A 22,728-nucleotide genomic window follows, 5' to 3' on the forward strand; every position below is an offset into this window, starting at 1 on the left:
ATTAGCTTCTAACAATTTGTTACAAACTCAACCCACTATGCAGGGAATCGTTATAACCATAGCAAATTGGTTATTCAACACCATTGTTAGTTTACAATTTTTTAAATTTTTGATTTATAAATGTATAAAAGTTTATTGATGACGTTTTGCAAATTTGTGTAGTAACTTCATATATAACGAGCCTCAGTCAGGTACATTTTAAATCATCAAAAGTATCCCAATGCTAAATCCGGAAAATGGGAAATCAATGATGGAGCATTAGTGTACCTCTGTAAACTGAGGTGCAGTGAAAAAGGTTTAAGAGAGTTTTATGAAAAAGACAAGTCTAATTTTTAAGGGCTGTCTGCTCCTGCTATTCGTGACTATGTTTATAGTCTGCGGCTTTTATGGAACGCCTACAGCTCTAGCCGACGAGTATAGCGAAACACCTGCGCCACTAAGTAATAGTTATCCTAATACGGGTGTATCTGAATACCCTGATAACTGTGAAGGTATCGGTTATCTCCCAGAATACAGAACGGAGAATTTGACAGATGCCGAGAAACGGGGTCGTTGCACCTGGTACTTATGGACTGGCGGTAACGCCAAGTACTATCGTGATTTAGCGAAGCGAACACATGGTGGTGTTGACTTACTAAAGCTAATTGACTCGCGTGTGCATGACGAGCGATTCCAACGCTATGGCGCAATTAACGATCCTGGATGTGAAAAAGCAACAACACCAGATGAATACGGTTTGTGGCTAGATAAGTGTAAAGACCCACTTTCAACCGGCGTTATTGGGTTGCGTAAGTTCCAAAACCCCAACTTCGACTCGGCAAAATGGAACCCTGTTGAATATGCCAAAACTTCACAAGTTGAGCCTCCCTACGTGATTGGGCAGTCTTGCGCCATCTGTCATGTAGCATTAGATCCTCTCAACCCACCGAAAGACAAGGAACATCCGAAATGGGAAAACCTCGTAGCAGCATTGGGTAATCAGTACATCAAAGAAAACAAATTATTTGCATCCAGCGTTAGGGACAATAGTTTTGTTAAGCAAGTACTTGACTCTCAGAGACCGGGTACCTCTGATACTTCTCGGATTGGTAACGATCACATCAATAATCCGAATGCGATCAATGCCATTTTTAATTTAGGCGATCGCCCCACATATCCAGAGGTAATGAACGATGGTTCAACTCAGGATGTTAATCATATTCTCAAAGATGGCGCGGACTCTACAGGAGTGGCAAATGCCTCACTACGCGTCTACGTCAACATTGGGATGTGTGGCGATTACTGGACAACTCTCCATGAGCCTTTATTAGGCAGAACTCCCCAAAAACCTTTTGATATCGAAAAGGCGCGGAAGGAGTGCGAAGGGTGGAGACAAACAGAAGCACGCATGGCTGATGCGGAAGCATTCTTAAAAACCATCAAGCCGATGCACCTAAAAGATGCACCAGGTGGTGAAGAGTTCTTGACTAAAGATGAGGAAGTTCTCAAACGTGGCAAACTGGTTTTTGCTAGCACTTGTGCTGGTTGCCATTCCAGCAAAAAGCCATCGGCTGCGATCGCTGTTGACCCCGAACAGGCTCAGAAATGGTATGAAGAGTCTGTACTCAGTAGTAATTTTTTAGACCACAACTTCTTGTCTGATGACCAGCGTTATCCAGTGACACTAATTGGCACTAATGCGGCGCGATCGCTGGGAACAAATGCCACTAAGGGGCATATTTGGGATCAGTTCTCGTCGAAGACCTACAAAGAACTGCCATCACCAGGAACATTGACTCTGTACAACCCTTTCGATGAGAAAAAACCCATCGAATTTAAGATACCAGACGGCGGTTTGGGATATTACCGCACACCTTCGCTAGTTAGTATTTGGGCAACAGCACCACTTCTGCACAACAATACACTAGGACTTTACAATGAAGATCCTTCAGTAAAAGGGCGTGTAGAAGCCTATACGGATGCTATGGAAAAGCTGTTGTGGCCTGAAAAGCGTGAAGGAATTATCAGCAGAACAACTAAAGATACCAAATTAGAGCTTCCCCCAGGAGATCCGAATCCTAGATTTAGGATTCCTATTCCTAAAGGTACACCTGTGAATTTGCTAGCAAGTATCAATATTAGAGAGGCGATTACATCTCTTAATATCAGCAACCTTTTTCAGGACTTGAAACCCAAGGATGGAATTAAGGGTAAGTTGGCACGCGTGCTTTTAAGAGCTAACAAATCTCCTGACTTCGTTGAAGATGAGGGTCATTATTTTGGCTCCAATCTACCAGATCAAGACAAGAAAGCCCTAATTGAGTTCGTGAAAACTTTCTAAGACAAGTTGTCTAGATGTTCTGCATTGCAAGTACTCGTTCCCAGATTAAACTTGGGAACGAGCAAAAATATTTATTAAATAGCGAGGATATATTTATGCAGTATTTACCAATCATCTTCGTTCGTGGATATGCAGGTACACAAAAAGACGTTGAACAAACGGTCAATGATCCATTTTATGGATTCAATAGTGGTTCAACCCATATTCGAGTAGATGAGAAAGAAAATCCCCAGAAGTTTTTTTTCGAGAGTCCATTGCTGCGGCTAATGACCGATCATGGTTATCAACCAATTGTTGACAATCAGAATATAAGCAATCAAATTAAGAGATTGTCTAATCAACTTCATAAAACTATTTGGATCTATCGATTTTATGATATAACTACACGCAGTTTTGGTTCTAAGACTGAAGTCAGACAGGAAATGGAGGAAATAGCCAAGGGTTTAAGAGACCTAATCCAAACTGTCAAAAAAACTACAGGTGCAGGCAAAGTCTATCTTGTCGCCCATTCGATGGGAGGCCTTGTTTGTCGCAGCTTGATTCAAAAGATTTATCCAGAACAACGCGAACAAGCTGTCAATCACATTGATAAATTATTTACCTACGCCACACCTCATGGTGGCATTTATTTTGAGGTCGGGAGTGGTTTACTTGAAGAATTGAGGGACAGGTTTCAATTAAATAATTCTGATGACTTTGGTCCCCAGAGGATGTATCAGTATTTAACACCTTATATCAAGTCAACAGCTAAGTTACCCAATGACTTTAAGCTAGAAAAACTACAAAGCCTAGAAAATGCATTTTCGCCAAACCGCGTTTTTTCTCTGATTGGCACTAATGCACATGATTATGAAGAAGCTTTTGGTCTTTCACGCACGACTGTGGGGGTGAAAAGTGATGGTCTAGTTCAGATTGATAAAGCTTACATCACCGGATCTCATCGTGCCTATATTCATCGCTCTCATGGTGGGCGTTATGGCATATTGAACTCGGAAGAAGGTTATCAAAACCTGCAACGCTTTCTGTTTGGTGATATCCAGGTGAAACTGTCTCTAAGCAATGTCCAGTTGAAAGACCTGGACAAGAATTTTTATCAACTGGAAACTAGGGTTGCTTTGCGTGGTCTTCCTATCCCTATATATGAGCAAGCGATCGCTCATTATTGCCCAATCACACAAGAGTTAACAAGAAAAGATAAACCCATTCCCTTGTTTACAGCCTTTTTAATCCCAAAAAACTCAGCCAGTGATGATAACGTCTGTAGATATGCCCTGCGTTTAGCACTGCATTCCTTCACAAAACAAGAGACGAATTGGTTGCGTGACAGTCATCTCGACCAAGTACCCCTGTGGTCTGACTATCTAATTACTGATGTTGCCGCAACAGATGGCACATATGACGCTAAATACAGTTGGAATTCCGATGAGAAAGAGCCAGTAACAAACTTAAATCCCACTTCAGAATCCAGTTCAAGTATATATGTTGCATATGTTCCCCTACCTGACCGTGGGCAAAAAGTTTTAGGAACAAACGCGGCAGTTCGCTTGGAAATTTCTCGATGGCAATAAAGGAGGCAGGGGGAGAAGAATTAATAACCAATGCCCAATGCCCAATAACTAATGATTCTTTTTTTTTCAAGCAGTTAAGAGAGGAAAATTTATGCAGAGTAATCGCAGACAAACGGCTCTTATTACTGGTGCATCTGGCGGCATCGGTTATGAATTTGTTAAGTTATTTGCTCAGGATGGTTACAACCTTGTGTTGGTAGCTAGAAGCGTGGAAAAGCTGAATAAAATTGCCGATGAATTTAAAAATAAATTTGGCATTGGTGTCAAAGTTATTTCCAAGGATTTATCTAACCCAGCAGCCCCAGAAGAAATTTTTAATGAGTTAGAACAAGCATCTATAAAAGTTGATGTGCTGGTGAACAATGCGGGGTTTGCTACCTACGGATTATTTAATGAAATTGACCTGAATGCTGAACTGCAATTGTTACAGGTTAATATTTTATGTCTCACACATTTGACCAAGTTATTCCTCAAGGGTATGGTTAAACGGGGGTCTGGAAAAATATTAAATGTGGCCTCCACTGCTGCTTTTCAACCAGGGCCGCTGATGGCAGTATACTACGCTAGTAAAGCCTATGTCTTATCATTCACAGAAGCGATCGCTAATGAATTAGAAGATACAGGTGTCTCTGTGACGGCGCTTTGTCCAGGGCCTACAGAATCTGGTTTTCAAGAAAGAGCCGCGATGGAAGACTCAAAGCTGGTAAGCGGTCGAAAAATTATGACTGCGGAAACAGTAGCCCAGATCGGCTATCGTGGTCTATTGGAAAACAAAACTGTTGTCGTTCCTGGAATTAAAAATAAGCTTCTCGCTGAATCTGTAAGATTTACTCCCAGAAAGCTAGTAACTAAACTAGTCAGAAACATGCAAGAAAGCAAATAAGTTGTAACTCTAGGGCAGGTGCCAAGAAAGAAGAGGCAGGGAGGGAGAGACGCAGAGATGCGGTAAAATAATTCTTCGTATCCCATCTTCCTGTTCATTAATTAATCCCCTTGCGGATGTTCATTCCACAAGGTTGTAAGTTCCCGTAAACTCTGATGATTGCCATTGCCCAAAATCAGATGATCTAATACCGGAATGCCTAAAAGCTGCGCCCCTGCTAACAACTGACGCGTCAATTCTATATCTTCCTGGCTGGGTTCAAGGTTCCCAGAAGGATGGTTGTGGGCAACTATTACCCGCGTTGCACCTTGACGAATAACTTCTCGAAAAATATCACGGGGAGAAGCTAAGGTTTCGGTTGCTGTGCCAATGGTAATCACTTGCGTACCCAATAAGCGATTTTTAACATCTAACAGCACCACTGCAAAACGTTCTTGTGTCTGCCACATCAAATCTTGACTGAGGGTAGCAGCAGCAGCAAGTGGGCTATCGATTAATGTGCCGTCATTGGGACGAGATTGAAAGGCGCGTTTACCCAATTCAATTGCTGCTAAGATACTTGTCGCCTTCGCCGGGCCAACACCAGGAATTTGCATCAATTCGGCAGGGCTAACTTCTCGCAGAACTGCCAAAGGATCACGTTGGTGTTTGCCTAATTCGCTCAAGATATATTGTCCCAAACCCACAGCAGAGAGTTTCCCTGGGCCTTGACCGGTGCCTAGTAGAATTGCAATTAACTCCGCTGTGGCTAAAATTTTGGCACCATGCGTCATTAATCGCTCACGCGGACGCTCATTTGTAGGTAAGTCGGCAATTCTGAGGCAATAGGTCATAAACTAAGAAAATCGTCACCACAGATCAAACTATCCTTAGTTATCCCTTGTTTGCTACCCAAATCATCTTTATTTGAGAAAATCTTTAATTTTGGTAAGTTTTCTCTATTTCTGCCCATCTTGTTCCCAAAGGATTAAAGGTTAATAGTTAGACCTAAGTTCTTCTGTTGGGCACAAAGTATCGTAAAATTAAGGGTTTTACCTCAATTTAATTTTGGTGTTGGACTTTGCTATTGCTGTAGGCATCGCCTCTACTAAAAGGTTTACATCTCAAGCATCGTGTGAGTCAACGTTTAACTAACCTAGTAGTTGAAAGTTACTTGCTCCTAATCTCGCTTTCTGTAGTAGACTAAATTACAACACAAAAAAGTTCAAATTTTATCTTTCTTAAAACTACAAAGACTTGTGAAGACACATAAATAAGAATACGTTTATCGACCAGTTAACTGTTAATAGTTATAAGAGGATGGGGTGGACATGACAAACAAATCGGACATCAGACTGATAATTAACTTTAACGATCCAGACCTGACTTCAGAAGAACGAGATAAGCAGGTTCAGAGGCTACTGTCAGAACTAAAACAAATGGATGAAGTTGAAGCAGTTGATTGTGTCCTCGATCCAGATCCACCCAAAGGCAACAAAGCATTGGGTGGATTTCTTGTTGGGCTACTGGCAGCAGAGGTGAACGCAAAGAACGCCAAGCGGTTGTTTGGATTCTTGGGCGATCGTCTTTCTGGAAAACAAATTGAACTTGAGGTAGAAGCCAACGGTAAGAAACTGAAAGTCAAAGCGCATAGTAATGAAGAACTACAGGCAGCGATAAAATTAGCCCAAGATTTTTTAGCATCATAAAAGGAGGCGAATATGGCAAAGATTGCATTGCTGATTGGAGTTAGTGATTACGAACCAGCACTGAATCCGCTACCTGCGGCGATTAAGGATGTAGATAGTATGCATCGGGTTTTACAATCTGCCGAAATGGGCGGATTTGACGAGGTAAAAATCTTAAAAAACCCTGATCCTCAAACGATGCAATATGAGATTGAAACTTTGTTCGCAGGTCGTAGCAAAGATGATCTTTTACTGCTGTTCTTTTCAGGACATGGTATCAAGGATGATAGTAATAATTTGTACTTTGCTACTCCTATTACCCGCAAAACTGTAAAGGGAGAACTGATACGCTCAACAGCAGTACCTAGTCGCTTTGTTCATGATGTGATGAATAATAGCCGTGCCAAACGTCAAGCACTTATTTTGGACTGTTGCTTTAGTGGAGCTTTTGACCCATCCTTACAAACAAAAGATGACGGTTCGGTTGATCTACAAGGACAGTTGGGAGCAGAAGGGCGAGTTGTTTTAACTTCTTCTAGCTCAACTCAATATTCCTTTGCACAAGAGAATTCAGAACTATCGCTTTATACGCGCTACTTAGTTGAGGGGATCGAAACAGGCGCAGGTGATCGTGACGAAGATGGCAAAGTCTCGATACGCGAACTGCATGAATACGCTACTGGCAAAGTGCAGGAAACCGCACCTAACATGACACCGAAACTAATCACTCTCAAAGATATGGGCTTTGAGATTGTCTTGGCAAAAGCAAAAATCGCTGATCATGAGCTAAGGTATCGTAGGCTAGTTGAGAAGTATGCTAGTCGTGGTGCAATTTCTGCGATCGGACGTAGAGTTCTAGATACACATCGGGATCAATTAGGCTTATCGGCAGAAATTGTTAAGGAGATAGAAAAGGAAGTCTTACGTCCTTATCAGCTACGTCTCGAAAACTTGCAGAAGTATAAACAGGCATTTTCCACTGAGATTCAAAATGAATACCCGCTCAGTACCCACGCCCGAAGTGAATTAGATGATTGGCGAGAGATTCTGGGATTGAGAAAAGAGGATGTAGCATCAATTGAAGAAGAGTTTGCTAAAGTAGAACCACCTAATGCAAGGCAGGAAAGAGTTGTTCCAGAAAAAGATAATTCAACTGAAATGATATCTCCAGAAGTTCTGCCTCAATATCGTACAGAGTCTGTTATGCAACCTAAAGATGGGGTAACTACTCAGCCTGTACAACCTAAAATAACTTCTTTAGACGAGTCTCGTTATCAACAAGAAAGTTCTAATTCAGACGCTAATCTAACTTCCTCACTAAAAGCGCGTATTAGCAGAGCTAATTTTAAAGTATGGCAGTGGGGATGTGGTTTCCTTTTTATTGCCACACTTTTTAACTACTTTGCTTCCCTTCGTAATGCTATTAATTATGCCAATTTTTCAGGTACACTGTTAAATTGGACATTGGTATTTTTTACTACATTATTTCTGGCTGCTTTTCGACCTATTCCCTGGACTTGGGCTGTTGCAGGTGTTGTAATTCCATATTCTGTATTCTTGTTGCATTATTGGTATAATAGCTTTATTGGGATGCTTATTATTGTTACTTTTACTAATAGTCTGATCGTGGGATTCATCTCATTTTTAAGATTTCAGCAGATAACCAAAAATTGACTGTTCATCACACTTTGGGCTACACTTTTTTAAAGCAATCACAAAGAATTTTTGCCATTTAATTCATTAGAGTTGATTACATAGAGATACTAAGATTTTTAACTCCAATTTGTTTTGATTAGTGGGTTATCTAATAGCTAATCCACTAATCAAAATAGCCAGCATTTTTTAATACAGACTATTCGACTTAATTAAAAGTAGCGATGGCGTTACGCCCACCGTAGAAGATCGCCCCAACTCAAATCCCCGAAATTTTGCTAATTACTGATAAATTTGCGTTGCTTTCAGCATGTGGTAGGTAATAATCAACTGAGTTAGGGCCAGAGGATAACTCTGGAGTGTTTCCCCAGTTGTACCAGCAATTTTACCCAGTTCGGGATTACTTTCGCGATCGCAAATACTTCGTAAATGGGGCATATCAGAACAAATAATATGCTCTAGCTTATTTACCTGTTCTAAGGTTGCATGACCATCAACTTCTAAGACATCTACAGGTTTACTCATATCCCTGTCTAGCCCCAAGCGGATTGCTGAGTCAGAATTACCATAGCCAGAGTTGACAATCTGAGTAAAATCTGGGTGGGGAATTGTCGGACGTAGCACCAGACGGACATTTAAATGTCCATTGGTTTCATCAGCTTCCTCAGTGGGTGGGTAAAAACTAATAACTATATCAGACCATTGCCGCTGCGGACGGATGAATTGTGCTGAGTCTGGTTCGCGTTTTTCTAATTCGGCTAGCACCTGTTCGGCAGTGTAGCCCCGCTTTTGCGTGTCTCGCTTGACTTTCCACTTGGCGCGGATTGTCTCCGGGGGTGCAAGGTAAACTTTAACATCGTAAGAGTCACGGGCGGCACGAGTAGAATAACCGAGTAATCCCTCAATGATTACGAATTTATTGGGCTTGATATACTGCGGTGGCTCGAATGTGCCGGTTTTATGGCTGTAAACTGGCTTAAGAATTGGTTGTCCTGTGCGTAGCAGCGACAGATGTTGCTGCATAATATCTAAATGATTGCAATCGGGGTGAAGGGCAGTGATGCCAATCTCTGCACGTTGTTGGCGATCGTAACGGTGATAATCATCTGTGCAAATGAGCGTAACATTTTCTGGGCCGAGTACCTGAGCGATTCCTCGCGTTAGTGTTGTTTTCCCAGCAGCGCTGTCGCCTACAATACCAAGAATTATTGGACGGCTCATCATACCTCCCAGAATAAAAGCAAGTTTAGTAAGTAATAAAACTTCCCTACAATAGTTTTTATTCTAGAAGGGTTTAGGCAAGTAACTCAAGCAAAGGCTTGGTATGCAATATCTCTACATATAAAATGTCTGGGCGCTGGTTTATTGCATAATAATTACAAACTACATTGCTTTGATAGTCATCTGTACGCATAATGATGGATGCAAAAGTTGGATGCTATTAAATATCGCCTGCCAAATTTATCCTCAGCCGCAGATACTCAATTTTGATACAGGCATCCATCACCACGTTAAGTCCTGCATCTACAGCTATTTGTGCTGATGGTTGATGCCAAATGCCTAATTGCGCCCAGACAGTTTTAGCGTTGGTGGAAATTGATTGATCTACAATTTCTAGCAAGTATTCAGAACGGCGAAACACGTTAACAATATCCACGGGTTCTGGTAATTCGTGGAGTGCAGCATAACTGGGTTGACCGTCAATTTCTTTAACTAGGGGGTTGACCGCATAGACTGTATACCCGCTCTGCCGCAAGAATTGGGCGATTTGATAACTGGTGCGTTGGCATTTATCAGAGTGACCGACAACAGCGATGGTTTTGGCTTGGGTCAACACCTCACGCAGGGCGTTATCATCTTCTTTGAGGTTTGCCATGATTTAAATATTCTCAGCGATCGCTTTGCTTAATAATACCGACCCAATGCCTTAATCCCCAATCTTATGACAACTCAAACACTAGGACTCGAACAAAACCTCTATGACTATTTACTGTCAGTCTCTCTGCGAGAACCAGATATTTTAACCCAACTGAGACAGGAAACAGCCCAGTATCCAATAGGGAGAATGCAGATTGCTCCTGAACAGGGTCAATTTCTGGCGTTACTGGTGCAGTTGTTGGGAGCTAAGAAAACTTTGGAAATTGGGGTATTTACAGGTTATAGTTCCCTGGTGGTGGCATTGGCGTTACCTACGGACGGTAAAGTGGTAGCCTGTGATGTGAGTGAAGAATTTACAACGATCGCTCGGCGCTATTGGCAACAAGCAGGAGTGGCGGATAAAATTCAACTGCACATTGCCCCCGCTTTGGAGACTTTGGATCGGTTACTCTCCACAGGAGAGGCGGAAACCTTTGATTTTGCTTTCATCGATGCAGATAAGAGCAACTATGATGGTTATTATGAGCGATCACTGCAATTAGTGCGTCCCGGAGGACTGATTGCGATCGATAATGTCCTCTGGTCAGGCAGGGTTGCCGATCCCCAAGTACAAGATAATAGAACTAAAAAAATTCGTGCCTTTAATCAAAAGCTGCATCAAGACCAGCGAGTTAGTCTTAGTTTAGTAGCGATCGCAGATGGCTTGACTCTGGCACTCAAGAAGTAATATCTTTAAATCCCCATTCATCCATTTATTACGAACGCAGAAGCGGCATTAGAGGTTGTTTTAAAAGTGTTTAGCTGTGATTTTAGGCACTTAATTGATCACCCCTAACCTCCTTTTTTACGCAATTCTAATAAATAGTATTCCAGCTTATCGATTAATACTTGTTCTAAATCACTTAATTATTCTCCAGATATTTTATGCAGAGACACGATTTTAATCGCATCTCTACAATTTCTTTGCATAACTTTTATTCAGCGTTCACAAATTCCAAATACCCATTGCTAAGTTCTTTCACCGCCAATTCATAAAATTGCTTACCATGTTCAGGCGTTGCTAAAGCCGGATTTGATCCCATGCGTCCATCTGGATAACGCACTCGAAAGTCAGCTGCGCTATAAATTCTATGTCCGCTTGCAACTTCTGGTGAAAGGGGTGCTTGCTTAATCGCCTGTGGATAAACGTACTGGGTGAGGGCTACTTCACTTGGCGTTGCATGAGAACCTTCTTGATCCCCATATAATTCTTTAGCTAGTTTATATACAGAACCGCACATAAACCAGTTTGCCACTTGACATTGCACCTGTTGAGCATTAGGAATCTGCAAATCTTCTAAATGCGCGTAAGTTTCTGAAAAAGCAGCTTTCAGGGTGGCGATATTACCGCCGTGTCCGTTAATAAAGTAGAACTTGCTAAAACCAGCTTTGGCTAAACAAGTTACATAATCTCGTACTACTTGAATTAAAGTGCTGGGACGCAGACTGATAGTGCCAGGAAAGGAGGTATGATGCAGTGCCATCCCCACATTGATTGTAGGGCCAACGATCGCTTGGGTTGCATCACCTACACCAGCTGCGATCGCTTCTGCACAAATGGCATCAGTGCCAATTAACCCCGTTGGCCCATGTTGTTCTGTGGAACCAATAGGGAAAATAATCCCCTTTGATTGCTGTAAATAAGTTTCGACTTCTTGCCAAGTACTTAAATGCAGTAACATTTTTGATGAATTTCCTCAATAAAATTGCGGTGGGACGAAACCTTTTTCTGCTAAACTCCCACTAACACGATTATGAACTCTCTGGATTTTCTGTGGTGGCGATCGCACAAGATCCCCAACTTCTTTGAGAAGCTGGGGATCTATGTCCACTGTTAAAGTTGGAGTAAATCAAACTATCTATTTCTATAAATACTGGTTAGGGGATGGAGTCGCAACGAGTTTCGATAGATATGGATATAAGCAATTTACCAATTCTGCTACTTTATCCTGTGACACTTGCTGCGAACCCCCCTATAGTAGAAATCCAAATCAAGTTATGAGATGTTGTGAGATGTTGGCTTTCTGAATAATCAACTAGACAAAGGGGATCACTCTTATCTATTGACTAATCAAAGTAATAATGTTTTTTCACTTCCCTTCTAATTTCCCATGTGCAAGACATACCAGCGGGAAAAATAACCAAATCGCCTTTACCCATTTGCACTGGTTGTCCACCATGTGGAGTAACAACTACATCACCTTCCAAAAAGTAGCAAGTTTCTTGAGAATCATAAGTCCAAGGGAATTTTGAGACTTCTTTTTTCCAAATTTCCCATTTATAGACACCCAATTCGTTGAGATGTTCCTGACTGGGTTGATGCTCAATTTTGATTTCCATATTGTGTTTTTTCTAGTTATATTCAGCAGTAGGATTGGATATCCTCTCCACACTGATCTACTAGATAACATAAAGCGCGAAAACGTAAGTACACAAGTTCGTTATAAAGCGGATTGAGTTTGCACATTGGCGGAATGTGGCCTATCTTTCGACCAAAAAGCATGATATCACGCTCAAATGGACACTGGGCGGGGATCAGTTTAGCAATAAATTTGGCTAATTTCTGATTCTGAATCTCAATTTTGTCCACCCATTGACGTAATGGTTGCAGCAAATCTAATTTAGGTCGAGTAAATTGCCTTTTACTACCTTTTTGATTCTTTTCTTCTAAAGGGTTAATAAAAGCAGGCAGAAAAATACGTTGATTAATTGTTTTAAGCATAGTTTTAGGCAAGGTTTTCCTTGTGTAGATGAACTATTTGCCGATTGATAATATTAGCATGTAATTTGTTTGGTCAATTTGCATTGTGCTTGTCAATTAGGAAGGAAAATAAGCACAACGCAAGAAATTTACATGCATCTTTGGGGGGAAATGGTTTAACTAATTGTTATTTAAGCCCACCAAATCGGGAAGAACTGTCCCGTTAAATACAAAATAACAAAGAAAATATAAAAATGGCATTTCTTTAACTTATGGATTGCTAATCCTGGAGATAGCAATTTTATATATTAAATATAAATGCTTGGTTCTGAAACTGCCTAGTATCTAGAGATGGACTTGGGGGGAGAAAAAAACTGTTTAGTTCTGACTCCATATAGACTTCGCTAGGATTAGACTCTAATATCTAGCGATTTTAGGCTATTAAATATCTAGTAATCTGTCCGGTATGATACACTAGCTAACCTAGATATTATCTAATAAGTAGCAAGAAATCCTTTGATAAGTCCAAGCTAATATACTTATGACTTATAGTATTTACAAGAATAATTGCAATAAATGCATCGGCTGTAGGGGCCTATAGCACTACGCCCCTACGAAAATATATCATGTATTTTGTGAAATGGTATAATTATGAAAATTTTATTTCTTAAAATATCTCAAGCCGTAACGATCTTGATATTTGCTGATATATTCTACATTCTGTTGCTCTAATTTTGACAACAATTTAGGTGGAAATGCTTTTGGTGAATATATAGGGCGATACCAAGGTTGCTTATTAAAGTAATCTTGTAATTCAGGAGTATCAAAACGGCGACCATGACTAGCAAAAATCGAATTTCGCATAATATCTAGTTCAAAACCATCTTTACCATCCAAATCTGTATCAGTTATAAGTCTTTGGGAAAGCCAGAAATAAGTGTTGATAGCCGCGGTAGCATCTGGCGATATTGATGTAGTTGAGGAAGGTATAGATTGAGTCGGAACAGATGGGCTATTTAGTGTCAATGTAGGAGTTTCTATCACGGGGCTTGTGACAGTTGACGGCGTTTCTGAAGGTAACACCGTTTTGTCTGCTATAGATTGAGTAGGTTTTGTAAATACCTGACTAATAATCACAGATGCACCGATTAGCCCACCTGCAATCAAACTGCCGACAAGGATATTATTTTGACTATTACCTTGAGGGCTAGGCTGTGGTTTGACAGGTACTGTCTGAGGTGGGGGTGCAGAGACTACAGTTGGTTGAGTCAAGAGGGGTTGCGTTGGTGGAATTGGATTTGCTATGCTCTGTAAGGTGTCCAGCATGGCTCTGGCTGTGGGGTAGCGATCGCGCGGATGATAAGCGATCGCTTTATCGATCACTCCTGCCATAATTGGGCTAACATGACCAGCATACTGTCGCCACACAATTTCACCCGTCTGGGAATCCGTTTCTAGTTGTTGTGCTTGTCTACCAGTTAGCAAATAAATTACCGTCATTCCTAGACTGTATAAATCACTCGAATAAACTGGTCTACCTGCGGCTTGTTCACTCGGCATATAGCCAGGTGTACCAATTACAATCGAACTAGTAGGATTGCCTTGAGAATTTACTACTGTTCCCATCGATTCCCGTATAGCGCCAAAATCAATCAGCACTGGTTTACCGTCTCGATGACGCACAATAATGTTATCCGGTTTAATATCACGGTGAACGATATGCTTAGAGTGAACGTAATCCAGGACAGGTAATAAATTCATGAATAATTCCTGGACAGCGCCTTCACTAAATAGCCCCTGCGTTTGCACTTTTCCAGTTAGGGTATCGCCTTCAACCCACTCCTGAACTAAGTAAAATTGCCCGCCTGAGGAAAAGTAGGCATACAATGCTGGAATTTGGTCATTTGCGCCACCAAGTTCTTCTAGAATAGCTGCTTCGCGTTGAAACCTCTCTTGCACTAACTGGTAAATTTGGGGATTGTTGTGAATTGGTCTTAGCTGTTTAACCACACAACGGCGCTTTGAAGGCATGTAAGTATCTTCTGCTAGATAGGTTTCACCAAACCCACCAGCGCCTAGTGTGCGGATAACTTGATAGCGATCGTTTAGCAGCTGTATTGTCATGGGAGATTACAAGGGATATGCATAAGATAGTTTTCCCCAAAACTGCCTTTATTTCAAATCTAGTAAACCTTCTTCTTTCAATTTAGGATTGAAGCGAATTTGCATTTGCAAACCACGCACTTCTAACAATTGCGTTGAAATTTCTGCTTCTACTCTCCGTGCCACATTTTTGATAATTTTTATTTGTGCTAATTCATCATTAGCTGGATTTTGATATTTTGCTTGTTCTTCAGGTGTCATTACAACTTTGACATCAATGGGATGAGTCCATTTTTCCTTTTGATCCCCATTTCCCCAGGGGACACTGCCATTTTCAGCAATCCAAGCATTTTCAGTATTTTCTAAAATTGTGCGACTAGGGCGTTCAATAGTTTGAACTTTTACCCAATAGCATTGCTGTGGCTGACGGACTAAATGCTGTTTGAGGCTGAGGTAAACATCACGGGAGTATCCTACAAATTGCAGCACTTTTTCTTGGTCAAAGATAGCATATACCCCGATTTTACCTTGAAATTGTTCGGGTAATTGACCGCGATCGTCAATGTAAGGAATGTATTCTAGGGTTGCCAAAGAAGCAAGATTCGTTTCAAGAGCCATACATCAAATATCAAACTTACTATTTGCCTTCAGAATTGAGAATTGTTAATTAGGTAAAATTATCTTGTAAGATTAACTATTACCCAGTTTTTGGTAAATTGCACAAAGGCGACTGGGTTTAAAAATCTTAGCACTAAACATGAAGTTGGGTGGTACGTTGATAATGGCATACTCATCAGATTCATGATACTTTTCAAATTCTGTTGGCATTCCTTTAGTGGTAGTTAAGCTGTAAGGAACTGGTTGGAAAAGTAATTCTGTAAATCTAACTTGCTTACACTGCAATTGTTGACGAATTTGGCTTAAGAAAGCCTCGCTGGTCAATAAATTGAATAGAGTTTCTTGAGCTTGTGCTTCAAGAGTGAAATTGCCATCAAAGTTCTGGACGATTTTAAGGGACATTTTCCGTATAGGTAGCTATTAACGACTAAGTAATGGTAAAGGATGGCAACAATGCAAAAGTGCTAGACAACGAAGCCTACCTTTTTGTGCAGATGAGCTTTGTGAAAAATCCCACTTTAAGATCAGCCTATTGGATTGTGTGACTTCTGTCAGCCACAGGAAGAAGCTAGCATGATTAAGAATCGTGAAGTTTAGCAGATTTTCAGGGATAGGTGATTTTTCCTTAACGTTGTGCTGACATTCAGATACTGTATTAAAACGATACCTAGGAAGGGCTACGCCGCACTTGCCACTCTCCCTAAAAACGATGTTCACCCAACAAAAATGAGTGGATAATCGTGATATAAACCACAACTATCCACTCAAAGTTTAGTAAATCGGGTTTGCTAGAAAAACCCAAGTAGATTATTGAAACTTGGCAAACTTCAAACCAATTAACGTGACTCAGTTCCCTGATTGGGACTACCTGCTACAGAATCATTTTCTGGTGCTTCTGGTGTAGCAGTGGATTTAGCATCGCTCTTTTCATCATCGCCAGTTTTGCGCTTACTTTCGTCAACAGGGGTTTCGTAATTACCAGAAGCACCGGGTGTACCTTCTTGGCTACCAGCTTTTTGTGGTTCAGACATTATTACATTCCTAATAATCTTATTGTTGGTATTATCTTAAGAAGATTAACAGTGTAAATACATCTATCCAGATATAGTTATTGCTGATTTCTACCTCTATCAAAAGTATTGTTTAGTACTACTCATGTATACTGATAAAAATCCAGAAATGTAGAGCTTTTTAATGTTACAACGCTTTCTATGGTTAAGGGAGGTTTATTTCCGCCGATCTGTACTAGGTGAATAATATGATGTGATGATTGTGATACCAACTATCAAAGTGTCATTAATGAACCAGAGCAATCTATCGTTACTATCTGGATGTATCCTTCGCAAGGCAACTTCTGCGGATAAGTGGTCGATTCGATTGCTGGTGTTTTCAGCGAAACTTGACCCAACCCAATTAAATTGGCAGCAATTTTGGGTAATTGAATGCGATTGCAATCTGGTAGCTTGTGGACAGCTACGTAATTTCTCAGGGGCGCAAGAACTTGGTAGTTTAGTCGTTGCGTCAACTTGGAGAGGTCGCGGTTTGGGTACTTTGCTAACGCAGCATTTGATTAATACAGCAACGCAACCACTTTATCTTGAATGTTTAGGTGAACGATTGGCGCAGTTTTACAGTCGCTTTGGTTTTGTGCCAATATCTTTTGAAGACTTGCCACAGTTTCCCAAGACAAGCGGCTTATCTACGCTCAAGAGTAAATTTAGATTCTCGCAATTAGCTAAAAAACTGCTGAGAGTTCCTGTGGTATTCATGGAACATCGAGGTAATTCGTAATGACGCTCGCGGACTCGCTACCGCTACGCTAACGTAATTAATATTTGCAAAAAAGGCTTGATACAAGCTGTTTCCAACCCTTTCCTATTCCCTATTCCCCATTTTCAAATCGGAGGTTTAGCAAAAATTGTTAGTAAGACAGGCCCTAGTAAATAGTGGTGATTCAAACACAATAGCCCAGCAGAGGAGCCAAGAAGTTGACGTTGATTAGGGCTGTAGAGTCTAATTCCACGCGGAGAGATTGGCAATAATTGAGGTTCTGTCTCTTTTTTAGAGGTAATGTCAACTAAATAGAAGCGTCCACCAGGAGAAAGTACCCGTGCTATCTCACTAACCACCTGTTTAGGCTCCAAATAGTGCAAGAAGCTGATAGTGCTGAAAACAGCATCAAATTGACCATCAGCAAATGGAAGAGACTCAGCTTTCCCCTCGATATAAATTAAGCGTGGACGGTGGCGGTTGCTTTGTCTTGCTACCCGCAACATATTACTAGATAAATCCAATCCGGTGCCTTGCAGGTCGGGTAACTCAGTAGCAAGGCGCTCAAGTAAGCGTCCAGTACCACAGCCGATATCAAGTACATTTGCTGGCTCTGGTAAATCGATGTACTCCAGCAACCGTTTGTGAACGGCTCGATAAAACACTGAAGGAAAGAGCCAGTCATAACTTGGTGCCCATCGGTCAAATAGGAACTTTTTGTTACTAAAAAAGTCATTAGTCATTAGTTTTCGCAGTTTACCTAAAGCTGATTGCTTTTTTAGCTTAAGTAGCTGCGCCTCCAAAAAGTTGGTTAACTATAGTTTTGCAGTGCGGCAATATCTAGCCTAACGTTTAGCAAAATACTTATGCTCACCTTGGCAAATCATCCGGAATTTTGGCAGTTGAATGTGTAGTTAAAAGTGTTCCTAGGGACTCATTCTATCTCTGTAGAGAACTAAGGAATGAGTAAGCACTGCATAAAACTATAGAACATAACCGTATGTATTTATAAAGGTTCAAATACAACAGACTCAATCTAGTTTGAAATTATTAAGGTGAAAAATTATGACAAACTTTATTCAAGTCCGGTTACACAATGATCTACTGTACCCAGTCCGCGAGTGGTTGGAAACGATAGAAATTCATAACTCCAAATTGGCTCATTTCTTGTGCAAAGCTATTCCTGCTCAGTGTCCCTTTGAGCGAGACATCAAGCTGTTTGGTCGGAAGCTATTTCACATTCCACCGATGTGTAAATTAAATCCCCTATACGAGGAAGTGGTTGGTTTGCGTTTTAAAGCGCTCTGTTATCTTGCCGATGAATGTGGTGAAGATGTTACAGCCTATTGCTAATAGCCAGTTGGATCGTTCTTTGATCAAGCAGCCATCGGTATTTGCAGATTTACGGTTGTTACTTACTCAGGTTTATACTAAGCTAACGTACACCTAATTTAGATGTTTAGCTATGAAGTAGCTGGCACCTCGCTAAAGTGTTTCCAGACTGTATTTTTGCTTACCGTACCCTGCTGAAATCATTAACATCATCATGACGCACATCTTACTGGTTGAAGATGAAGTCAAACTGGCACGATTTGTCGAATTGGAATTGAATTATGAAGGCTATCAAGTCAGTATTGCCTACGATGGATTAACTGCACTCACCGCAGCGCGTGAGTTACATCTAGATTTAGTAATTTTAGACTGGATGTTACCTGGTTTATCGGGGCTGGAAATCTGCCGCCGCCTGCGAAGTATTGGTGATAAAGTGCCAATAATCTTATTAACCGTCAAAGACGAAGTAAGCGATCGCATTGCAGGTTTAGACGCTGGTGCTGATGATTACCTCGTTAAACCCTTCAGCGTTGATGAATTATTGGCCAGAGTTGGCGCTCACCTGCGAAGAAGCCAGCAAGTGCACAAAGCAGATGTTTTAGAATTTGAAGACCTGAGTTTAAATCGTCACACGCGCCAAGTGTACCGAAATCAGCGGTTAATTGAGTTAACTGCTAAGGAATTTGATTTACTAGAATATTTACTCGCCCATCCACGACAGGTAATTACCTGCGATCGCATTATAGAGGAAGTCTGGGGTTACGACTTCATGGGCGATGCCAACATTATCGAACTTCACATGCGCTACCTGCGGCTGAAACTTGAAGCCAATAACGAAAAGTGCCTCATTCAAACTGTGAGCGGCGTTGGCTATACATTGCATGATTGAAGTGGGCATTGGGCATTTTTAGGAAAATTTGGGGTTTTTGGCAATTTCACCAAAAACTCATCCAACTCAAGGCTAATTATACTAGGATGCACAAAGCTATCATCATCTAAAACTGCATGACCTATCTAGAAACAGCAGCGCAATTTTACCGCGAAGTTGCTCAAACCCCGCAAGTTGGACTTTGTTGTGTGCAAAGTACGCCCCTGCAACTACCAGGATTGAAAATTCCTTTGCCAATGCAGGAAATGAACTATGGTTGTGGCACTACCGTTCACCCCACTGAATTAGGAAACCAACCTACCGTGCTGTATGTCGGTGTTGGCGGTGGCTTAGAAGCGTTACAATTCGCTTATTTTTCCCGCCATGTAGGTGCTGTAATTGCTGTTGAACCAGTTGGGGCCATGCGGGAAGCAGCCGCACGCAATCTGGAAATTGCTGCTCAAGAAAACCCGTGGTTTGACACCCGTTTTGTAGAAATCCGCGAAGGCGATGCTTTTAACTTACCTGTTGCTGATGCTACTGTCGATATTGTGGCGCAAAATTGCCTTTTCAACATTTTTGAACCAGAAGATTTGACTCGTGCTTTAAAAGAAGCTTATCGAGTATTAAAACCAGGTGGACGCTTGCAGATGAGCGATCCAATTGCCACTAGTCAAATTCCAGCACATCTTCAACAAGATGAACGACTCAGAGCCATGTGTTTATCAGGTGCACTCACCTATGAAGAGTATACTGAACGGATTACAAATGCTGGCTTTGGTCAAGTTGAAATTCGCGCTCGTCGTCCTTACCGTTTACTAGATTCCCAGACTTATAATTTAGAAGAACACCTACTTTTAGAAAGTTTAGATTCTGTCTCCTTTAAAGTTGCTATTCCAGAAGATGGCGCTTGTATCTTTACGGGAAAAACAGCAGTTTATGCTGGCTTGGAACCCTTCTTCGACGACTCAGCAGGTCATTTACTCCAGCGGGGTATTCCCGCAGCAGTGTGTGATAAAACTGCTGCTAACCTTGCGGCTATAAAGCCAGCAGAAATAATTGTTACTAATTCAACCTGGCACTATAGCGGTGGTGGTTGCTGTTAATTTATAAACCCCAAAATGTTGTTAATTAGTCTATTTATCGCCACGCTTTTTTTAGCATATTCCAATGGTGCAAATGACAACTTTAAAGGGGTAGCAACCTTGTTTGGTAGCCGAACTAGCAGCTATCAAACAGCAATTTTGTGGGCAACTTTTACAACTTTAGCTGGTGCAGGAACTGCAACTTTTCTAGCAGGAACACTAATTAAAAATTTCTCTGGGAAAGGGCTAGTACCTGATGCGATCGCTAATTCACCAGAGTTTCATATGGCAGTTGCGATCGCTGCTGGTTTAACTGTGCTCATAGCTACACTTATGGGGTTTCCCATTTCCACAACTCACAGTTTAACAGGTGCGCTGGTTGGTGCTGGATTAGTTGCGATCGGACTCAAAGTTAATTTTGCAGCTTTGGGAACTTCCTTTATTTTACCTCTACTACTTAGTCCAATTATTGCTATTTCCTTAGGAGCAGTAATTTATAGCTTATCAGGCTATATCAATTCAAAATGGAATATATCATTCAATCAAAAAATGATTGATACTTGCCATTTTCTCAGCGCTGGAATTGTCAGTTTTGCTAGAGGCTTAAATGATACTCCCAAGATTTTATCACTCATTCTAGTTATTGAATATTTTTCGATTCAGGGAGGAATGATCACGATTGCGATCGCAATGGCACTTGGCGGTTTACTCAACTCCCAAAAAGTTGCTGTCACCATGAGTGAAAAGATTACCTCAATGAATCATACCCAAGGCTTATCAGCAAATATAGTAACTGGAATTCTAGTCATTGCAGCTAGTTGGTTTGGGCTTCCAGTTTCTACAACTCACGTTTCAGTTGGTTCTATTTTTGGAGTTGGTTTGACTGGCAAAAAAGCCAATGTGCGTGTTTTTTATCAGATATTATTATCATGGATTTTAACTTTACCTACCGCTGCAATTATTAGTGGAATAACCTACAGATTATTGCAAGGTTAAAAAATAAATATATTTCTGATTTAGGAGTAGTAACTAATGCAAACTCAATCAAAATCTACACTAGGCTTAACAGTCACACAATTTAAAAATAAACTTACTTCTCCTTTGTCAAAAAAGGGAATCACTGTTTTACAAATTAATCTAGGTAAGCGTTGTAACCTTGCCTGTACGCACTGTCATGTCGAAGCTGGGCCAAAACGTACAGAAGAACTTTCTCCTGAAGTTTGCGAACAATTGATTTCGCTAATCCATAAATTTCCCGAAATTAAAATAGTAGATTTAACTGGTGGCGCACCAGAAATGAATTATGGATTTAAACCATTGGTAGAAGCAGCAAGAGCAACTGGTAAGCAGATGATTGTCCGATCTAATTTGACCATTTATTTTGAAGATGGATTTGCTGATTTACCAGAATACTTTGCTCAACATCAAATAAGAGTTGTAGCTTCTCTACCCTGCTACTTAGCAGATAATGTTGATAAAATGCGTGGTGCTGGTGTTTTTGATAGTTCAGTCAAAGCCTTGCAGTGGCTTAACCAACTTGGCTATGGTAAAAAGCCAAATTTAATTTTGGACTTGGTATTTAATCCCCAGTTACCCACGGATGAAAGATTTTCTTTAGCTCCCGAACAGATCAACCTAGAACGAGATTATAAAATGTTCTTGCAAGAACATTTTAGTATTGTATTTAGCAACCTCTTCACCATTACCAACTTACCAGTTGGTAGAACTAAAATGCATTTAGAACGGAAAAAACTATACACCAGCTATTTGCAGTTTTTAGAATCGCATTTTAATCCCAGCACAGTTGAACATTTGATGTGCCGCGATGAACTCTCAATTGACTATCTAGGCAATGTATATGATTGTGACTTTAACCAAATGATGAATTTACCTGCGAAAAATCGCAATGGTGAAACCTTGACAGTTAGCAAACTTTTAGAAACTGGCAGCTTAGACCTGATTAGTGAGATACAAACTGCTGCTTATTGCTATGGTTGTACTGCTGGATGTGGTTCTAGTTGTAGTGGTGCTTTGCTCTAAAGTTACTTAAAGGCAGTAAGGCGCGTGCAGCTGAGACTTTTGTACAAATTCTTTCTCCTTTGCTCCTGCGCAAACCTTAAATAAGCAAAACTCATGACTGATATCAGCTTTACTGAAGTAATAAAACTTGATAAAAAAATGTAAAGCATTGTAAAGTGAATTCACAGGCAAAGACAAACGAGCCTGATTCATAAATAACTAAC

General features: G+C 40.8%; 24 protein-coding genes. 12 read left to right on the forward strand and 12 right to left on the reverse strand.

Features of this window, described 5'->3' with window-relative positions; translation table 11 throughout:
• Nucleotides 1-310 precede the first annotated feature (310 nt).
• From H6G92_RS20405 to H6G92_RS20415, 3 genes are all read left to right on the forward strand, one after another.
• Nucleotides 311-2,320 (forward strand): hypothetical protein, encoded by a 2,010-nt coding sequence (locus H6G92_RS20405; protein ID WP_190895420.1) that lies wholly within the window; start codon nt 311-313, stop codon nt 2,318-2,320.
• Nucleotides 2,321-2,415: 95 nt separating this feature from the next.
• Nucleotides 2,416-3,888 carry a PGAP1-like alpha/beta domain-containing protein gene (locus H6G92_RS20410; protein WP_190895421.1) on the forward strand — a complete coding sequence of 491 codons (1,473 nt, stop codon included), beginning with the start codon at nt 2,416-2,418 and terminating at the stop codon, nt 3,886-3,888.
• 91 nt (nt 3,889-3,979) lie between these two features.
• Entirely contained in the window at nt 3,980-4,771 is a 792-nt protein-coding gene (locus tag H6G92_RS20415) for an SDR family NAD(P)-dependent oxidoreductase (RefSeq protein ID WP_190895422.1), read from the forward strand.
• Between the two features lie 101 nt (nt 4,772-4,872).
• On the opposite strand, the gene radC is transcribed toward H6G92_RS20415, so the two are convergent.
• The gene (radC, locus tag H6G92_RS20420; protein WP_190895423.1) at nt 4,873-5,604 is read right to left on the reverse strand and encodes a RadC family protein; all 732 of its coding nucleotides are present in this window, start codon (nt 5,602-5,604) and stop codon (nt 4,873-4,875) included.
• Nucleotides 5,605-6,081: 477 nt separating this feature from the next.
• On the opposite strand from radC, the gene H6G92_RS20425 reads away from it, so the two are divergent.
• Nucleotides 6,082-6,459, forward strand: a complete 378-nt coding sequence (locus H6G92_RS20425) for a hypothetical protein (protein WP_190895424.1) — start codon at nt 6,082-6,084, stop codon at nt 6,457-6,459.
• A gap of 12 nt (nt 6,460-6,471) precedes the next feature.
• The gene (locus H6G92_RS20430) at nt 6,472-8,112 is read left to right on the forward strand and encodes a caspase family protein (RefSeq protein WP_190895425.1); all 1,641 of its coding nucleotides are present in this window, start codon (nt 6,472-6,474) and stop codon (nt 8,110-8,112) included.
• 261 nt (nt 8,113-8,373) lie between these two features.
• Here the strand turns inward: H6G92_RS20430 and H6G92_RS20435 are convergent, their stop codons facing one another.
• Both H6G92_RS20435 and H6G92_RS20440 read right to left on the reverse strand, forming a co-directional pair.
• Nucleotides 8,374-9,312: a phosphoribulokinase gene (locus H6G92_RS20435; RefSeq protein ID WP_190895448.1), complete on the reverse strand. Its 939-nt coding sequence runs from the start codon at nt 9,310-9,312 to the stop codon at nt 8,374-8,376.
• Between the two features lie 220 nt (nt 9,313-9,532).
• Entirely contained in the window at nt 9,533-9,967 is a 435-nt protein-coding gene (locus H6G92_RS20440; protein ID WP_190895426.1) for a CoA-binding protein, read from the reverse strand.
• Nucleotides 9,968-10,033: 66 nt separating this feature from the next.
• Between H6G92_RS20440 and H6G92_RS20445 the strand changes: the two genes are divergently transcribed.
• Nucleotides 10,034-10,696, forward strand: coding sequence for a class I SAM-dependent methyltransferase (locus H6G92_RS20445; protein WP_190895427.1), 663 nt, complete (start codon nt 10,034-10,036; stop codon nt 10,694-10,696).
• Between the two features lie 247 nt (nt 10,697-10,943).
• On the opposite strand, the gene H6G92_RS20450 is transcribed toward H6G92_RS20445, so the two are convergent.
• The 8 genes from H6G92_RS20450 to H6G92_RS20480 form a co-directional block, all read right to left on the reverse strand.
• Nucleotides 10,944-11,690 carry a creatininase family protein gene (locus H6G92_RS20450; protein WP_190895428.1) on the reverse strand — a complete coding sequence of 249 codons (747 nt, stop codon included), beginning with the start codon at nt 11,688-11,690 and terminating at the stop codon, nt 10,944-10,946.
• A gap of 15 nt (nt 11,691-11,705) precedes the next feature.
• Nucleotides 11,706-11,840: a hypothetical protein gene (locus tag H6G92_RS40395; protein ID WP_277926764.1), complete on the reverse strand. Its 135-nt coding sequence runs from the start codon at nt 11,838-11,840 to the stop codon at nt 11,706-11,708.
• A gap of 235 nt (nt 11,841-12,075) precedes the next feature.
• Nucleotides 12,076-12,348 (reverse strand): cupin domain-containing protein, encoded by a 273-nt coding sequence (locus tag H6G92_RS20455; RefSeq protein WP_190895429.1) that lies wholly within the window; start codon nt 12,346-12,348, stop codon nt 12,076-12,078.
• 22 nt (nt 12,349-12,370) lie between these two features.
• The gene (locus H6G92_RS20460; RefSeq protein WP_190895430.1) at nt 12,371-12,730 is read right to left on the reverse strand and encodes a Mo-dependent nitrogenase C-terminal domain-containing protein; all 360 of its coding nucleotides are present in this window, start codon (nt 12,728-12,730) and stop codon (nt 12,371-12,373) included.
• A 639-nt stretch (nt 12,731-13,369) separates the two neighbouring features.
• Entirely contained in the window at nt 13,370-14,833 is a 1,464-nt protein-coding gene (locus H6G92_RS20465; RefSeq protein ID WP_190895431.1) for a protein kinase domain-containing protein, read from the reverse strand.
• Between the two features lie 48 nt (nt 14,834-14,881).
• Nucleotides 14,882-15,430: a GIY-YIG nuclease family protein gene (locus H6G92_RS20470; protein WP_190895432.1), complete on the reverse strand. Its 549-nt coding sequence runs from the start codon at nt 15,428-15,430 to the stop codon at nt 14,882-14,884.
• A gap of 72 nt (nt 15,431-15,502) precedes the next feature.
• Complete coding sequence (locus tag H6G92_RS20475) at nt 15,503-15,832, reverse strand: hypothetical protein (RefSeq protein ID WP_190895433.1); 330 nt, start codon at nt 15,830-15,832, stop codon at nt 15,503-15,505.
• Between the two features lie 434 nt (nt 15,833-16,266).
• A complete protein-coding gene (locus H6G92_RS20480; RefSeq protein ID WP_190895434.1) occupies nt 16,267-16,461 on the reverse strand; it encodes a hypothetical protein in 195 nt (64 codons plus the stop codon).
• A 268-nt stretch (nt 16,462-16,729) separates the two neighbouring features.
• On the opposite strand from H6G92_RS20480, the gene H6G92_RS20485 reads away from it, so the two are divergent.
• Nucleotides 16,730-17,221, forward strand: coding sequence for a GNAT family N-acetyltransferase (locus H6G92_RS20485; protein ID WP_190895435.1), 492 nt, complete (start codon nt 16,730-16,732; stop codon nt 17,219-17,221).
• A gap of 104 nt (nt 17,222-17,325) precedes the next feature.
• Here the strand turns inward: H6G92_RS20485 and H6G92_RS20490 are convergent, their stop codons facing one another.
• Nucleotides 17,326-17,943 carry a class I SAM-dependent methyltransferase gene (locus tag H6G92_RS20490; RefSeq protein ID WP_190895436.1) on the reverse strand — a complete coding sequence of 206 codons (618 nt, stop codon included), beginning with the start codon at nt 17,941-17,943 and terminating at the stop codon, nt 17,326-17,328.
• A gap of 322 nt (nt 17,944-18,265) precedes the next feature.
• On the opposite strand from H6G92_RS20490, the gene H6G92_RS20495 reads away from it, so the two are divergent.
• The 5 genes from H6G92_RS20495 (at nt 18,266) to arsS (ending at nt 22,525) form a co-directional block, all read left to right on the forward strand.
• Complete coding sequence (locus H6G92_RS20495) at nt 18,266-18,553, forward strand: Mo-dependent nitrogenase C-terminal domain-containing protein (protein ID WP_190895437.1); 288 nt, start codon at nt 18,266-18,268, stop codon at nt 18,551-18,553.
• Between the two features lie 193 nt (nt 18,554-18,746).
• Nucleotides 18,747-19,421 (forward strand): response regulator transcription factor, encoded by a 675-nt coding sequence (locus tag H6G92_RS20500; protein WP_190895438.1) that lies wholly within the window; start codon nt 18,747-18,749, stop codon nt 19,419-19,421.
• Between the two features lie 116 nt (nt 19,422-19,537).
• Nucleotides 19,538-20,506 carry an arsenosugar biosynthesis arsenite methyltransferase ArsM gene (gene arsM, locus H6G92_RS20505; protein WP_190895439.1) on the forward strand — a complete coding sequence of 323 codons (969 nt, stop codon included), beginning with the start codon at nt 19,538-19,540 and terminating at the stop codon, nt 20,504-20,506.
• A 15-nt stretch (nt 20,507-20,521) separates the two neighbouring features.
• Entirely contained in the window at nt 20,522-21,481 is a 960-nt protein-coding gene (locus H6G92_RS20510; protein WP_190895440.1) for an inorganic phosphate transporter, read from the forward strand.
• Nucleotides 21,482-21,517: 36 nt separating this feature from the next.
• The gene (gene arsS / locus H6G92_RS20515) at nt 21,518-22,525 is read left to right on the forward strand and encodes an arsenosugar biosynthesis radical SAM (seleno)protein ArsS (protein ID WP_190895441.1); all 1,008 of its coding nucleotides are present in this window, start codon (nt 21,518-21,520) and stop codon (nt 22,523-22,525) included.
• Nucleotides 22,526-22,728 lie beyond the last annotated feature (203 nt).

It is taken from the genome of Nostoc foliaceum FACHB-393, assembly GCF_014698505.1.
In the GTDB taxonomy this organism is placed as follows: Bacteria; Cyanobacteriota; Cyanobacteriia; order Cyanobacteriales; family Nostocaceae; genus Nostoc; species Nostoc foliaceum_A.

Excerpts from the sequence above, each read along its gene's own strand:
- H6G92_RS20480 (WP_190895434.1), bottom strand. The coding sequence starts at position 16,461 with ATGTCTGAACCACAAAAAGCTGGTAGCCAAGAAGGTACACCCGGTGCT.
- H6G92_RS20450 (WP_190895428.1), bottom strand. The coding sequence starts at position 11,690 with ATGTTACTGCATTTAAGTACTTGGCAAGAAGTCGAAACTTATTTACAG.
- H6G92_RS20440 (WP_190895426.1), bottom strand. The coding sequence starts at position 9,967 with ATGGCAAACCTCAAAGAAGATGATAACGCCCTGCGTGAGGTGTTGACC.
- arsS (WP_190895441.1), top strand. The coding sequence starts at position 21,518 with ATGCAAACTCAATCAAAATCTACACTAGGCTTAACAGTCACACAATTT.
- H6G92_RS20470 (WP_190895432.1), bottom strand. The coding sequence starts at position 15,430 with ATGGCTCTTGAAACGAATCTTGCTTCTTTGGCAACCCTAGAATACATT.
- H6G92_RS20490 (WP_190895436.1), bottom strand. The coding sequence starts at position 17,943 with ATGACTAATGACTTTTTTAGTAACAAAAAGTTCCTATTTGACCGATGG.
- H6G92_RS20475 (WP_190895433.1), bottom strand. The coding sequence starts at position 15,832 with ATGTCCCTTAAAATCGTCCAGAACTTTGATGGCAATTTCACTCTTGAA.
- H6G92_RS20495 (WP_190895437.1), top strand. The coding sequence starts at position 18,266 with ATGACAAACTTTATTCAAGTCCGGTTACACAATGATCTACTGTACCCA.
- H6G92_RS20500 (WP_190895438.1), top strand. The coding sequence starts at position 18,747 with ATGACGCACATCTTACTGGTTGAAGATGAAGTCAAACTGGCACGATTT.
- H6G92_RS20455 (WP_190895429.1), bottom strand. The coding sequence starts at position 12,348 with ATGGAAATCAAAATTGAGCATCAACCCAGTCAGGAACATCTCAACGAA.
- H6G92_RS20405 (WP_190895420.1), top strand. The coding sequence starts at position 311 with ATGAAAAAGACAAGTCTAATTTTTAAGGGCTGTCTGCTCCTGCTATTC.
- H6G92_RS20445 (WP_190895427.1), top strand. The coding sequence starts at position 10,034 with ATGACAACTCAAACACTAGGACTCGAACAAAACCTCTATGACTATTTA.
- H6G92_RS20485 (WP_190895435.1), top strand. The coding sequence starts at position 16,730 with ATGAACCAGAGCAATCTATCGTTACTATCTGGATGTATCCTTCGCAAG.
- H6G92_RS20425 (WP_190895424.1), top strand. The coding sequence starts at position 6,082 with ATGACAAACAAATCGGACATCAGACTGATAATTAACTTTAACGATCCA.
- H6G92_RS20465 (WP_190895431.1), bottom strand. The coding sequence starts at position 14,833 with ATGACAATACAGCTGCTAAACGATCGCTATCAAGTTATCCGCACACTA.
- arsM (WP_190895439.1), top strand. The coding sequence starts at position 19,538 with ATGACCTATCTAGAAACAGCAGCGCAATTTTACCGCGAAGTTGCTCAA.
- H6G92_RS20415 (WP_190895422.1), top strand. The coding sequence starts at position 3,980 with ATGCAGAGTAATCGCAGACAAACGGCTCTTATTACTGGTGCATCTGGC.
- H6G92_RS20510 (WP_190895440.1), top strand. The coding sequence starts at position 20,522 with ATGTTGTTAATTAGTCTATTTATCGCCACGCTTTTTTTAGCATATTCC.
- H6G92_RS20435 (WP_190895448.1), bottom strand. The coding sequence starts at position 9,312 with ATGAGCCGTCCAATAATTCTTGGTATTGTAGGCGACAGCGCTGCTGGG.
- H6G92_RS20410 (WP_190895421.1), top strand. The coding sequence starts at position 2,416 with ATGCAGTATTTACCAATCATCTTCGTTCGTGGATATGCAGGTACACAA.
- H6G92_RS20460 (WP_190895430.1), bottom strand. The coding sequence starts at position 12,730 with ATGCTTAAAACAATTAATCAACGTATTTTTCTGCCTGCTTTTATTAAC.
- radC (WP_190895423.1), bottom strand. The coding sequence starts at position 5,604 with ATGACCTATTGCCTCAGAATTGCCGACTTACCTACAAATGAGCGTCCG.
- H6G92_RS20430 (WP_190895425.1), top strand. The coding sequence starts at position 6,472 with ATGGCAAAGATTGCATTGCTGATTGGAGTTAGTGATTACGAACCAGCA.